This window comes from Staphylococcus sp. MSU001 (assembly GCF_052976705.1).
The window spans coordinates 25,403-39,198 of the sequence record NZ_JBRIKK010000008.1 but is presented as its reverse complement, the minus strand read 5'-3'; the positions used below and the strand labels follow the sequence as shown (position 1 = coordinate 39,198).

The window sequence follows — 13,796 nt, the reverse complement described above, 5'->3', positions numbered from 1 at the left end:
AACGAACTTTTTAGTCTGAAGTCACAAAGAAGTTCGATATTTATCTACAATTTGAGATTTTTCAGAGCATCTTTAAATGGATTATTGTCGATTTCCTCTTTTTTATTTATATATTTTTTCATTTCCTTACGTGACACTTTACCATTCGTTTTTTCTCTCATTCTTTTGTCCATTTGTGATTGAGTTTCTGTATGGCCACATACACATCTATAAACAGCTTCTTTTCCTTTACCGAATAAGGTCATTTTTTTCTTACAATTAGGGCAACGTGCATTGGTCTTTCGTTGAATATTTTTCTTAGTTTTACATTTTGGATCTTGACATACAAGCATCTGTCCATTTTTAGTTTTGACTTTAATCATAAACTTACCACATGTTGGACACTCAGTTGTTGTTAAATTATCATGTTTATATTTTTGCTCACTGCTTTTAATTTTATTTACCACTTTAAATGTAAAGTTTTTCATTTCTTGTATGAATTTCTGAGAATTATATTTCCCCTTTTCGATAAGCATTAATTTTTCTTCCCATTGGGCTGTTAGTATAGGTGAGGTTAATTCACTTGGAGACAATTCTAAAATTTGTTTTCCTTTTGATGTAACTTTAATTTTGCCATCTCGCGACTCTAAAGCATTCATGTTAAATAACTTTTCTATAATATCAGCCCTAGTTGCTACAGTTCCAATCCCCCCCGTATGTTTAAGTGTTTTTGCATACTTTTTATCATTCAAATCAATATGATTTTGTGGATTCTCCATGGCTTTAAGTAATGAACCTTCATTAAAATATTCCGGTGCCTTTGTTTCATGTTCATGAATCTCAATACGATGTACATTAAATAACTGACCTTCTTTAAAAGAATGCGTTAAAGTATTCGAGGAGGGTTGATCTTTTAACGCTTTATATCCTAATTGTTTAGGTATTTTCTCTTTTAAAACAAAATGGTAACCTTTCAGTTGTGCATGGATTGTTAAAACTTCATATAAATAAGGATTCATTAAATTTTCTAAAAATCTTTCTGCTATTAGCATATAAATTTTAAACTCTCGTTGACTCAATTGTTCAATTGAAGGTCTAACTTCCGTAGGAATAATCGCATGATGATCTGAAACTTTTTGATTATTAAAAATATGCATTTTAGAAGAAAAGGTCTCAGATATTAAATCTCGAACATGAGATTTATAATCTGTAGCTAGAATTGCTCTTAATCGTTCTTGAATTGTATCGACCATATCATGTGTTAAATAATTAGAATCTGTACGGGGATAGGTTACTAACTTATGTCTCTCATATAAATGTTGTAATGTATTTAGTGTCTCCTTTGGCCCCATCTTGTAACGTTTATATGCCTCTTGTTGTAAATCTGTTAAATTAAATAAAGGTTGCGCGTAAGATTTCTTATTTTTTCCTTTAACTTCTAATATTTTTCCTTCTTGATGTTTAATTTCATGTTCAATCAATTCTAATTCTTTTTTATCTTTATATCGCTTTTGTTGGTTAAGATTTAAATCGTAACCATCAACATTAATGGATAACGTGTAATATTTTTCAGATTTAAAATAGTTAATCTCATCTTGTCTTGATTTAACTAACTGTATTGTTGGAGTTTGTACGCGACCTAATGATAATTGCGCATCATATTTTGTCGTTAGTGCACGTGTTGCATTAATCCCTACTATCCAATCTGCTTCACTTCGTGCAAGTGCTGCTTTATATAAATTTTGATACGCGTTGCCATTTTTCAACTGTTTAAATCCTTCTTGTATGGCTTTTTTTGTAACTGAACTAATCCACAAACGCTTGATTGGTTTTTTATTACCTACTTTATCTAAAATAAGACGAGCTACAAGTTCACCTTCTCGTCCAGCATCTGTTGCTATAATAATTTCTTTAACATTTTTATCTAAAATTAAAGATTTTACAACTTTAAATTGTCTATTTGTTTTACTAATCACTACTGTTTTCATTTTCTTAGGAATGATAGGTAAATCTTCTAAATTCCATTCTTTATATGAAGGGTTATATTGTTCAGGCGTTGCATTTGTCACAAGATGCCCCAATGCCCAAGTCACAATATACTGTTTCCCTTCTATATAACCATTACTTTTTTGTTGAAGATTCAAAGCATTAGCGATATCTCTTCCAACCGATGGTTTTTCAGCTAAGATTAAAGATTTCATTTTAATTTTCCTTTCACATTTATAAAGTACATCATGTTATAGAATTACATACATTGTAACATGTATCTTTTTTTGTATATTACTATATATAAAATTAATTAAGATAGTTATATATATGTACATATCTTGTTCAATCATATTATTCAAAAACTCATTATCTCTTATTATGAATATTTTCCTTACTAAAAATTTCAGCACTTTTAAGGTGTTGTTTTTTACTTCTTTTTTTAATTACTATAGAATGACTTCGAGTGTAATTGGGACACTTAATTTTGTTCTTAGGAGAGTGAGTAATAAGTGCAAATTGTAGATTTTTTGATAGCACTTTTACCAGCCCTGTTTTGGGGTAGTGTAGTCATTATAAATGTTTTTGTAGGTGGTGGACCATATAATCAGATTCGAGGTACAACTTTAGGGACACTTTTTATCGGATTTTCTCTACTAGCTACTGGACACGCAGCGTTTGATAATCTAACAGTAATTATTGTCGGTTTAGTATCAGGAGCTCTATGGGCTTTTGGTCAAGGAAATCAATTAAAATCAGTGCATTTAATAGGTGTATCTAAAACGATGCCTATTTCAACGGGTATGCAACTTGTCGGTACCACTCTATTTAGCGCTATTTTCTTAGGTGAATGGAGCACGATTGTTCAAGTAGTGCTGGGACTTATAGCAATGATTTTATTGGTTGTAGGTATTTCTTTAACATCACTTAAAGCCAAAAGTGAAGGCAAATCCGATAACCCGGAATTTAAAAAAGCAATGGGAATATTACTTCTATCAACAATCGGTTACGTAGGTTATGTAGTTCTTGGAGATATTTTTGGAGTAAGCGGTACAGATGCTCTCTTCTTCCAATCAATTGGTATGGCAATTGGAGGATTAGTTCTTTCAATGAACCATAATACTTCAATTAAATCTACTGCTTTAAATCTTATACCAGGTGTTATCTGGGGTATCGGTAACTTATTTATGTTTTATTCACAACCTAAAGTTGGTGTTGCAACTAGTTTCTCATTATCACAACTCCTAGTTATTGTTTCAACTTTAGGGGGTATCTTTATTCTAGGGGAGAAAAAAGATCGTCGCCAAATGATTGGTATTTGGTCAGGTATTATTGTTATAGTTATAGCTTCAATCATTTTAGGCAACTTAAAATAGAATTTTAAACTTTAGGGAGGTAACATAATGTTTGAAGAATTAGAAAATAAAGTGGTTCTTGTTACCGGAGCTGCCACTGGAATTGGCAAATCTATTGCTGAAAACTTTGGTAAAGCTAAGGCCAAGGTTGTTATAAATTACCGTTCTGATCGACATCATGATGAAATTGAGGAAATTAAACAAACTGTTGCTAAATTTGGTGGTCAAACATTGGTGGTTCAAGGTGATGTTTCAATTGAAGAAGATATTAAACGAATGATCGAAACAACAATTAATCACTTTGGAACTTTAGACATTATAATTAATAATGCTGGATTCGAAAATTCAATCCCAACTCATGAAATGTCGATTGATGACTGGCAAAAAGTGATTGACATAAACTTAACTGGCGCCTTTGTAGGTTCAAGAGAAGCCATCAATCAATTTTTAAAGGAAAACAAAAAAGGTACTATTATTAACATTTCAAGTGTTCATGACACTATTCCATGGCCTAATTATGTACACTATGCCGCAAGTAAAGGTGGCTTAAAATTAATGATGGAAACAATGTCAATGGAATATGCTCAGTATGGTATTCGTATTAATAATATATCCCCAGGGGCAATTTTTACTGAACACACTGAAGAAAAATTTTCTGACCCAACGACGCGTGAAGAAACAATAAAAATGATACCCGCACGTGAAATTGGAAATGCTCAAGATATAGCTAATGCAGTACTATTCCTATCTTCAGATCTTGCAAGTTATATACACGGTACAACATTGTACGTTGATGGTGGCATGATGAACTATCCAGCATTTATGGGTGGTAAAGGCTAAGTTGCATTTTTTCAATTTTAACTAGAAATAAAGTGTCATCATTTGATAGTGAATAGTAGTCTTAAAAAGCATCAGTCATCGGCTGAATATAAGTTACAAACTATAATAAAAAAGCTATGAAGATATCTACAATGATATATTTCTTCATAGCTTTTTTTAGTTATATATAAATGAGCATATTAATTGTACAATCAATTTTTATACAAATACAGCTTGATAAATATACAAAATGATAATGCTAATAATAATGGTTAAATTAGTTACCATTCCAACAAACGGTAATGTCTTATATTTGAATTGAATCGAATACGGTATAATTGCTACTCCTACTGGTAATAACCACGTTATAAGCAAGGTTGTTTTAATCATATCATCAGATACAGGTAATAAAAAGTGAACTAGTGTTCCAGCTAACACACCTAACCCGTAATGTAAACAAAGATATTTTATTGTTACAGGGAGGTATTCTCTCTCAATACTAAAATTAAGCATTACACCTAATAATATCATGGATAAAGGCATATTCGCCTTTGATAATACACTAAAGAAATCAATAGCTGGTTGCCATATATGAATATGAGACATATTCAATCCAAACATAATCATATAGGTTACTAATGGGACTGATTGAACTAATTTTTTCCCTAAAAATTTGAAGTTAAATTGGTCACTACCTTCGCTATAATAACTTCCTACAAAATAAGTAATACCAAACATGATAATGGCCCCACCAATATCAACCATTCCAAAATATATCATACCTTTAGATGGCCATATCGCTTCAACCAAAGGATATGCAAATAAACCAATATTCATGGATCCAGTCATCATACCAACAGAACCACGCATATGGTTATCATATTTTCTAAAGAACCAAATTACAATAATTTTAGCTACTATACCGTAAATAATCATCATTATAGGCAATATTGAAAAAGATACATCTAATTTCGCACTATTTAAGTTAACTATAACGAGTGAAGGTAATGTAACATTTAACACTAAAGTTGAAAGTACTTGACTATCAGTTGCTTTCAAGTAATTCATACGTTTAAGAAAATAACCAAGTACTATTAATAATATAATTATGACAAATTGTTCAGTCACATTGATTCCTTCTTTCTAGTTTATACAAATAAGTACTTTGATATCGTGTCCCTCTTATTTAGAAGTGTCGTATTTCGTGATATAATCTTTATTAAATGTAAAAATTACTACTATTAACTCTATGAAGAGGAGAATGATACGATGGACTTGAATTCAAAGTTATCAGAACTTAAATATGATTATACACGATTACAAAACGATTTAGAAAAACGTGAGTCGCTTCATCAAGATATTGACCCTCTACTTAAACAACTTGAAAATATTGAACAAGAAATCGCCTATGTACGTTCAAAATTAAATCAACAATCCTAAAATTTAGCACGTTGATTGTTTAACCCATAAGTATAAATTTAAACTACAAAATTTATTAAAATTTTTTTGCCAATTTTAGATGACATTAGAATCTAAAAATCAATGTTTTAAACATTGTTACCATATTGACAATCAATAAGCGATTTAACAAACACGTATTTCTAGAATTTTTAAATTTTGGTTTACAAAGCAACGTATGAAGCTACGATAACCAATTAATACGACTCATCTCTACTCGCATTCTAGTCATATGATTTTTATCGTGCTAATATATTATTCGTAATAGAAAGGGTGGCTTTTTATGAAACTTTATCTTATTTTATTGCCTGTTTTATACTTAATTGTTTCGTACATTAGTATTTTTAAAATGCATTCTGTCATAACTCGAATCTTGAGAATTGTTATGGGCATATTGTTACTATTTGTAGTTGCTTTGACGACGTTACAGTTCCCTAAAGAAAATTGGTGGGTATTTGTCGTTTTATTACTTTTAGTTGGTAATGTTGAAGTGACTGGTTTTAAAGAATTAAAAGATGATAAAAAAGGTGTTAGCATCTTAAATATCTTATCACTTTTATTATTTGTTATATTTATTATTTTAATTTTTATATTATATTAAATAATAAAAAAGACTTAGGTAAGTATAATCATCTTACCTAAGTCTTTTTTTACATATTAAATTTTTTAGTAAGTTTATTTTTTAAAGTGAATAAAATTTCGTACATAACCGGTACTACAAATAGTGTGAGTAGCGTTGAAGAAATTAATCCACCTATTACTGTTGCAGCCATACCTTTGGAAATTAATATTGAACTGTCTTGACCAAATAACAATGGTACTAGTGCACCTATTGTTGCAATTGCTGTCATTAATATGGGTCTTATTCGTGTACCCCCCGCTTCTATCAATGCCGGTTTCATCGGCATACCTTGTTTTTCATTGTTAATGACACGATCGATTAATACTATAGCATTCGTAACAACGATACCAATTAACATAAGCATACCTATTAAACTTGGAACTGAAATGGTTTCTCCAGTAATGATGAGTGCCAGTACTACACCGATAACCGTAAATGGTAATGAGAATAAGATTGTAAATGGTGCCAGACCACCTCTAAATGTAATAACTAAAATTAAATAAACTATGATAATTGCTGCTATCATCGCCATTGCAAGCTGAGAAATAGCCTTATCAATGTCATCAGTAGCACCGCCGACATTAATTTTAATATGACCAGGTTTCTCAAGATCTTTCACTTTAGCCATGACTTGTTGAGATTTACCACCCACATCTTTATCAGTCACTTTACCTGTAACAGTCGTAGCATAATCGCCATCTTCTTGTGTCAGTTTACTTGGTGTATATGATTTTTTGAGAGATGCTATTTCACTAAGTTTAATCGTACCGCCCGTAGGCTTATTTAGTTTAATGTTTTTAATTTTTTGAGAAGACCAATCTGTTTGCTTATTTTGTTTGACCTTTACATCGACAGATTTACCCTTTTCATTAACTGTAGAAATTGTTTTCTCAGGTAAGTTTTCATTAAGATTCATCGCAAGTTGTGCAGCAGAAATACCATTATCTGCAGCTTTATTTTGGTCAACTTTTATTTCATATTGGTCATACGTCTGTGATAAATCAGATTTAACATTCGTTATGCCTTTAATATCAGTCATCATTTTCTCTACACGGTTGACTGTATCTTTCATTGCACTTGTATTAGGTCCTTTGACAGTTACTTCAACAGAATTATTACCTGCTCCTGTTCCTAAATCTTGATTTTTCCATTCTCCAGGTTGTTTAAATGTCTCGATATGTTTAAGTACTTTATCAGGCTCTTCGTCAAAATTAGGCGTGTCAGATTGATATTTAATCATAATTGCCATGCTGTTAGTACTACCAGTAGGATCTTGTGGTGTAGGACCACCTATTGAATATTGAACAGTTTCTACTTTAGCTTTTTTATCTAAATAATTTTGTACTTCTTCAGCATGTTGTGTTACAGATTTCTGTGTTTCTCCAGGTTTTGGAGTATATGTTAGAGCTAAAAATTTATTATCTCCAGTTGAAATATAACTCGTTCCTAGATTTCTTGCGCCTATGACCACACTTCCAACTAAAATAAAAATACTAACTATAAGCACAATCCATTTATGATTAAGTGACCAATTCAAAGCGCTTCGATAGGCACTCCCAACTGCTCCTAGACCTCCCTTTTGTTCCCTATTTTTAACTCCATTTTTAAAAAATGTTGCACCTAAAGAAGGCACTAGGGTAATCGAAACAAGTAGTGAAGCTAATAAACTAAAAGTAATAGCTAGCGCAAATGGTCTAAACATTTCACCTACTGAACCTGACACAAACACTAGTGGTAAAAACACTACAATAGTAACAAGGGTCGATGACATAATAGGTTTAAATACTTCTCTAGTAGCGCTTATAATTAAATTTTCCCCTTTGAGCTTCTCATTCGGATCAGATAATCTTCTAAATATATTCTCAACGACAACTATAGAATCATCTATAACTCGCCCGATTGCAACCGTTAATGCACCTAAAGTAAGAATATTTAATGATACGTTGCTTAATTTTAATGCTATGAGCGCAATTAATATTGACATTGGTATAGATACAATTGAAATAGCTGTAGTTCTTATATTTCTTAAAAACAGAAGAATAACAATAATAGCAACGATCGTACCGAGAGCGGCCTTTTCAACCATAGTATAAAGAGAATCTTCAATAGGTTTAGCAGTATCCATAGTTTTAATAGATTTCATTCCACTCTCATTACGTACAAATTCATCTACTTTTTTCTGAACTTCTCTCGCAACTTGCACAGTATTAGCATCTTGTGATTTCATAATTTGTAAGTTAACAGCATCTTTTCCATTTGTCTTGGATATAGAAGTACGTTCATCACCGACACTAATATCTGCTAAATCTTTAAGTGGTACAGATGGCATTTGGCCTTTTTGTGCCATATGAGTTGAACTATTAGTCGAGCGAGTATTATCACTTGGCATTAGACTATCACTGTCGGAATCGCTATCATTTTGTACAGATTGTCCAGAAATAGATAAAGGGATTTTAAGATTTTTAAAAGCGTCTACAGATTTAAATTGACCATCAACAATAATAGATTTATTACTCTTATTAAATTGGAAAAGTCCTAATGGCGTTTCACGTGTAGCCGTTTTTATATAGTTCTCAACATCATTTGCAGTTAAACCTTTTTCATCTAAATTTTTTTGTTTAAACTTTAACGATACTTCACGATTAGTTTGACCGTTTAATTGTGCATTTTGCACACCATCAATGGTTTGCAATTTTGGTACGAGCTGTTGATTTAACTTATTAGTAACGTCTTTTAACTTTTGATTATTACTTGAAAAAGAATATGCCACAATTGGAAAAGCATCCATAGAGTTCCTTGTTAATTCAGGTTCACCAACGCCGTCTTTAAACTTAATTTTATCGATTTCTTTTTTTAATTGTTCTTCAGCTTTATCCATATCTGTACCATTATCATATTCTACAGTTACTATAGAAGCATTTGGTATAGATTCGGTCTTCACACTATTTACGTAGGCCAACGAACGTACTTGATTATCAATCTTGCTACTTATTTCATCTTGTGTTGACTGGGGTGTTGCTCCAGACATTGTAGTTTGAACTGAAATAACTGGATTTTCAACATCTGGTAATAATTCAAGTTTTAATTTGGCGCTTGAATAAACACCACCTAATATAATTAAAACTACCATCAAAAAAATAGCGAATTTATTACCTAACGAAAATTGTAATAATTTTTTAATCATGCAATTTTTCCTTTCTTATAAAAAATCTGAACGCTCTCAATTTATCATAGAAGCGTTCAGATCTGAATGTAGTAGTTATTTACCTTTAAGTTTACGTGATATTTTAATTTTGGCTTTCGTTAAACGAGGTTTCACTTTCTCAACTAAATGATATAACGGTTGATTTAATACATAATCAAATTCTCCAATTTTTTCACTTAAATATGTACCCCAAACTCGTTTAAATGCCCACAGCCCATAATGTTCTGAATCTTTATCAGGATCATTATCTGTACCACCAAAGTCATAGGTTGTTGCACCATGCTCTCGTGCATATTTCATCATTTCAAATTGCATGTGATGGTTTGGTAAGAAATCACGATAGTCATTCGATGAAGCACCATAGAGATAGTACGATTTGTTTCCTGCAAACATTAAGAGCGCACCTGACAAGTAAATACCTTCTGGCTCGCTTTTTTCAAGTTCTGTTAAATCAGATTTTAATTCATTTGTTTTTTTAATTTTATTTTCAATATCATTAAGTTTATTGAGTGTCTTTTTATCTTGCTTTTTTGATTGTAATTTCTCTTTCTCAGCTAATTGTGCTTCAAGGTCTTGATTAACCATATCTAATACTGGCTTGGGCTCTAATTTAACAAGGAAGAGTTCTGCATCACCGTCTTCATGAAGTGCATCATATATATTTTCAAAATAACTAATATCTCTAGTTAAAAAACCATCTCTCTCTCCAGTTATCTTCATTAAATTAGCAAAGACTTTAAGCCCCTCGCGATTTGACCGTTCTACTTTAGTTCCACGCTTAAGCGCAAGTCTTACTTTTGAACGATTTCGACGTTCGAAACTTTGAACTAATTCATCATCTGTTTTATCGATAGGCGTAATCATAGTCATTCTTGGTTGAATATAGTCTTTAGATAATCCTTCTTTAAAACCTTTATGTTTAAACCCAAGCTCACGTAAATTTTTAAGTGCTTCTGCACCTTTATCAACTTCGACATCGGGATCTATTTTGATAGCATACGACTTTTCATCTCTTGCTACTTCTTTAGCATAGCTAAGTAGAGCTTCTAACACTTCTTTATTATTATAATCAGCTACAAATCCCCTAGATACATAGCATAAAGTGTATGGGAGTTTAGGTATTTTTTTGAATAGTAGCTGGCCAACACCTTTAATTTGACCATTTTCACCGACAGCAATTCTTCTCGAATACCATCCTGTTAATTTTTTCGTATCTGCCCACTTAGATAATTGTAATAAATCACCATTGGGATGAGATTTCACAAATGCGTCATGTTGTTGATTAGTGATGTTCATCTTTTCCATGGTTTAAAATATCTCCTTTATTTTACAGTAATTTTAATTATACATCTTAATAAGAACGATGTCGACGATGTCACTTTCAAACCGTTTTAGTTCTTTCAATACTATTACCCTTGATATAATGGTTACTAACAACTAGTAAAGAGGTTTTTATATGAGAAAGTTTATTTTATTATTATTTATTATCCTAAATCTCGTAGCAATCATTATTACAATCAATCACCCACTAACAATTTCATATTTTAGTCTTCGTGTCATCTTCGTAGCATTTATATTTATTATATCCATATTTTTTATTTTTTTACGTACTACAAACTATGAATTGATTCTAAGTATTTTATCTACCGTTTTCGCTTTCGTACACATCGGTTTAATTATTCACAGTGCATATCTATATTTATACTAGTTGGGTGGCTCAAAACGATATTTAGCACCACGTATAAATATTGAGTATGGAGCTGTGGCATGGATATCGGTCATTATTAATGTATGAAAACCGGAATCTTTGCCGTCTTCTATTTTATAAATAACTTTATCAGTTTCTAATTTGAGATCAGTAGATGTAGCTGTTTCATTTACTATTTTCATTTTATACCATTCTTTCCAAAGACTTACTGTTGTTTCACGTTGAGTACTAGTAATAATCACCTCTTTAATTTCAAATTCTGACAAGTTGAAATTATGTATTTGTGATAGGTTTTGCTTTCTGCTGTTATCCCATTCTATAAAGAAAGGTGGTTTGACTCTATAGTCAGGGTTAGCAATATATAGCAATCTCCAACGTAATTGATGCCCCTTCTTATTTTCTCTTTCCATGTCAATAGGACCAATTACATCAACGCCTCTATTTTCTAAAGTACTTTTAACTTGATCTATATCCTTTGTTCTAAAACAAATACCTTTAAAGCCTTGTTTAAAATGATCCTGCACTATTTTTGTAGCAAATGATACACGACCTTCTTCAGTTTTAGCTACATTGTTAAGTTTTGACTCATTTTCAACATCTAGCAATTCGATATAACTATTTTTAATCGGTGCTATTTGATTAAAGGTGCCCAAATGATGATGTCTTCCACCATTTTGCAATTCTAATATTTCTCCAGGAAACTTAAATGACTCTAATTGATGTAAATAGTGAATGATATGGTCTAATTTTAAGTTCAACTTTATCCCCTCCACATGTTATTGCTCATTTTAACAAAATCTAACTTTAATTACTTTAAATATTAAAAAGGAATCAAAGACCATTGCAAAATTCACATTTTAGTCATATAATTGTCTCTGTCTTTTAAATGGTTAGCTAGGCTAACTAATATAACAATGAGGTGTTAGATATTTTAACCAATGAATTTTTCAATAGTTTTATAGGTATATATAGACCCTATATTAAACTTACACAACCTATATTAGATCAGCATCAGATTCATACTGGCCAATGGCTTGTGCTAAGAGATATCGCCAATTATCAACCTACTACACTTGTAAAAATTTCTCATCGTCGTTCAATAGAAAAACCTACAACACGAAAGTTGATTAAAGTATTGTTAGACAATGGTTGGGTTATGACAAAAACAGGAGTTGATAAGAGAGAGAAATTATTAAGTTTAACTGACAAAGGTCAAAGCCTCTTTGAAACTATTAATAAAAAGGTCACTGTCATTCAACAAGATATTATAAAAAAAACTGGATTAACTGATGAGCAAGTATTTGATATTACAAATGCGATGTCTCAAATTCATGAAGCAATGATAAAGGAGGAACAGTAATGAATCAGTCTACAATAACTAAAGACCCCATCTTTACAAAGAGTTTTAATATTAACTTTGCTATTAACTTTTTTGTTTATCTATGTATGTATTTATTAATTGTCGTTATCGCGAGCTATAGTAAATCAGAATACCATGCTTCTGATTCTGTTGCTGGACTCGTAGTCGGACTTTTTATAGTAGGATCATTAATAGGTCGATTTGTAACAGGTAAATACGTCAATCGATTTGGTCCAAAAAAAATTCTCATTTTTGGTTTAATATGTTTAGTAGTAACACAGCTACTTTATTTTATACCTGGTTCTGTTTGGTTCTTAATGATGGTGCGTTTACTGAACGGCTTAGCAACAGCGGTTGCCACAACTGCTACAGGAACAATAGCAGCATATATTACACCACCTACACGCAAAAGTGAAGGTATCAGTTTATTCTCATTAAGTTTGGTGTTGGGAACCGCTATTGGCCCATTTTTTGGTATGTTATTGATGAATTCCTTTTCTATCAATATTTTATTTACTATTTGTGTAATTTTAGGTGTCATAAGTGGTCTATTATCACTGTTAATTAAAATTAATTTCACAACAGTTAAAGAAAACACAATTACACATAAACGGTTTAATTTGGCTCATTTTGTAGCCAAAGAAGCCATTCCGGTAGCATTCGTCATGTTATTAATCGGTGTTACTTACGCTGCTATTTTAACTTATTTACAGGCTTTTGCTGTTGAAAGAGATCTAGTTACATCAGCAAGTTACTTTTTCATTTTTTACGCTATTGCGTCCCTCATAACAAGACCTATTGCTGGAAGATTGATGGATGATAAAAACGAAAATGTAGTTGTTTATCCAGCATTTATCTTCTTAGTATTATCTTTTGTTCTACTGATGCTTAGTTTTAACGGATGGGTATTACTTATTGCAGGTATCGCATTAGGAATTGGTTATGGTAACTTGTCATCTTCTATGCAAGCTATCGCAATAAAAGTATCTCCATCAAATAAATATGGCTTAGCTACATCAACTTACTTTATTGGTTTAGATATAGGAATTGGATTTGGACCATCCTTACTAGGTCTTTTCACACATACGATTTCTTATAGTCAATTATATGGAATCATGGGTATTTTAGGATTTGCAACTTTAGTCATCTATATTATTGTTCACGGACGTAAGGTTCACAGCACTGCATATTAACTGCTAGATTTTTTTAAAAACTTCTAAGTTAACAAACCTAAATATGCCAAAGTGACTTTTATGTAAATTTTATTCCAACATCGCTATATCACTCATATTAGGATATAAATA

12 protein-coding genes are annotated in these 13,796 nt (G+C 31.4%); 7 read left to right on the top strand and 5 right to left on the bottom strand.

The window, feature by feature from the left end:
- Positions 1-44: 44 nt before the first annotated feature.
- Positions 45-2,180, bottom strand: a complete 2,136-nt coding sequence (locus ACVBFA_RS05205; protein WP_126122168.1) for a DNA topoisomerase III — start codon at positions 2,178-2,180, stop codon at positions 45-47.
- 297 nt (positions 2,181-2,477) lie between these two features.
- Between ACVBFA_RS05205 and ACVBFA_RS05200 the strand changes: the two genes are divergently transcribed.
- Entirely contained in the window at positions 2,478-3,341 is an 864-nt protein-coding gene (locus ACVBFA_RS05200; protein WP_002447324.1) for a GRP family sugar transporter, read from the top strand.
- Between the two features lie 27 nt (positions 3,342-3,368).
- Positions 3,369-4,160 (top strand): glucose 1-dehydrogenase, encoded by a 792-nt coding sequence (locus ACVBFA_RS05195; protein WP_002447323.1) that lies wholly within the window; start codon positions 3,369-3,371, stop codon positions 4,158-4,160.
- A gap of 198 nt (positions 4,161-4,358) precedes the next feature.
- Here ACVBFA_RS05195 and ACVBFA_RS05190 read toward each other — a convergent pair whose 3' ends face one another.
- Entirely contained in the window at positions 4,359-5,267 is a 909-nt protein-coding gene (locus ACVBFA_RS05190; protein WP_002487080.1) for an AEC family transporter, read from the bottom strand.
- A 141-nt stretch (positions 5,268-5,408) separates the two neighbouring features.
- Here ACVBFA_RS05190 and ACVBFA_RS05185 point away from each other — a divergent pair, with 141 nt between their 5' ends.
- Together ACVBFA_RS05185 and mspA are read left to right on the top strand one after the other, a co-directional pair.
- Complete coding sequence (locus ACVBFA_RS05185) at positions 5,409-5,579, top strand: SE1832 family protein (protein ID WP_002447321.1); 171 nt, start codon at positions 5,409-5,411, stop codon at positions 5,577-5,579.
- A 301-nt stretch (positions 5,580-5,880) separates the two neighbouring features.
- Positions 5,881-6,198 (top strand): membrane stabilizing protein MspA, encoded by a 318-nt coding sequence (mspA, locus tag ACVBFA_RS05180; protein ID WP_002438539.1) that lies wholly within the window; start codon positions 5,881-5,883, stop codon positions 6,196-6,198.
- 49 nt (positions 6,199-6,247) lie between these two features.
- On the opposite strand, the gene ACVBFA_RS05175 is transcribed toward mspA, so the two are convergent.
- Both ACVBFA_RS05175 and ACVBFA_RS05170 read right to left on the bottom strand, forming a co-directional pair.
- On the bottom strand, positions 6,248-9,403 hold the full coding sequence (locus ACVBFA_RS05175) for an efflux RND transporter permease subunit (RefSeq protein WP_046044419.1): 3,156 nt from the start codon (positions 9,401-9,403) through the stop codon (positions 6,248-6,250).
- Positions 9,404-9,478: 75 nt separating this feature from the next.
- Positions 9,479-10,729 (bottom strand): lipid II:glycine glycyltransferase FemX, encoded by a 1,251-nt coding sequence (locus tag ACVBFA_RS05170; protein ID WP_002447319.1) that lies wholly within the window; start codon positions 10,727-10,729, stop codon positions 9,479-9,481.
- 151 nt (positions 10,730-10,880) lie between these two features.
- On the opposite strand from ACVBFA_RS05170, the gene ACVBFA_RS05165 reads away from it, so the two are divergent.
- Positions 10,881-11,132 carry a hypothetical protein gene (locus tag ACVBFA_RS05165; RefSeq protein WP_079994902.1) on the top strand — a complete coding sequence of 84 codons (252 nt, stop codon included), beginning with the start codon at positions 10,881-10,883 and terminating at the stop codon, positions 11,130-11,132.
- Here ACVBFA_RS05165 and ACVBFA_RS05160 read toward each other — a convergent pair.
- Entirely contained in the window at positions 11,129-11,890 is a 762-nt protein-coding gene (locus ACVBFA_RS05160; RefSeq protein ID WP_002475363.1) for a VOC family protein, read from the bottom strand. The genes ACVBFA_RS05165 and ACVBFA_RS05160 overlap by 4 nt on opposite strands.
- A 161-nt stretch (positions 11,891-12,051) precedes the next feature.
- Between ACVBFA_RS05160 and ACVBFA_RS05155 the strand changes: the two genes are divergently transcribed.
- Positions 12,052-12,492 carry a MarR family winged helix-turn-helix transcriptional regulator gene (locus tag ACVBFA_RS05155; protein ID WP_002447317.1) on the top strand — a complete coding sequence of 147 codons (441 nt, stop codon included), beginning with the start codon at positions 12,052-12,054 and terminating at the stop codon, positions 12,490-12,492.
- Positions 12,492-13,685, top strand: coding sequence for an MFS transporter (locus ACVBFA_RS05150; RefSeq protein ID WP_002475365.1), 1,194 nt, complete (start codon positions 12,492-12,494; stop codon positions 13,683-13,685). The genes ACVBFA_RS05155 and ACVBFA_RS05150 overlap by 1 nt, the downstream gene beginning before the upstream one ends.
- Positions 13,686-13,796: the final 111 nt, after the last annotated feature.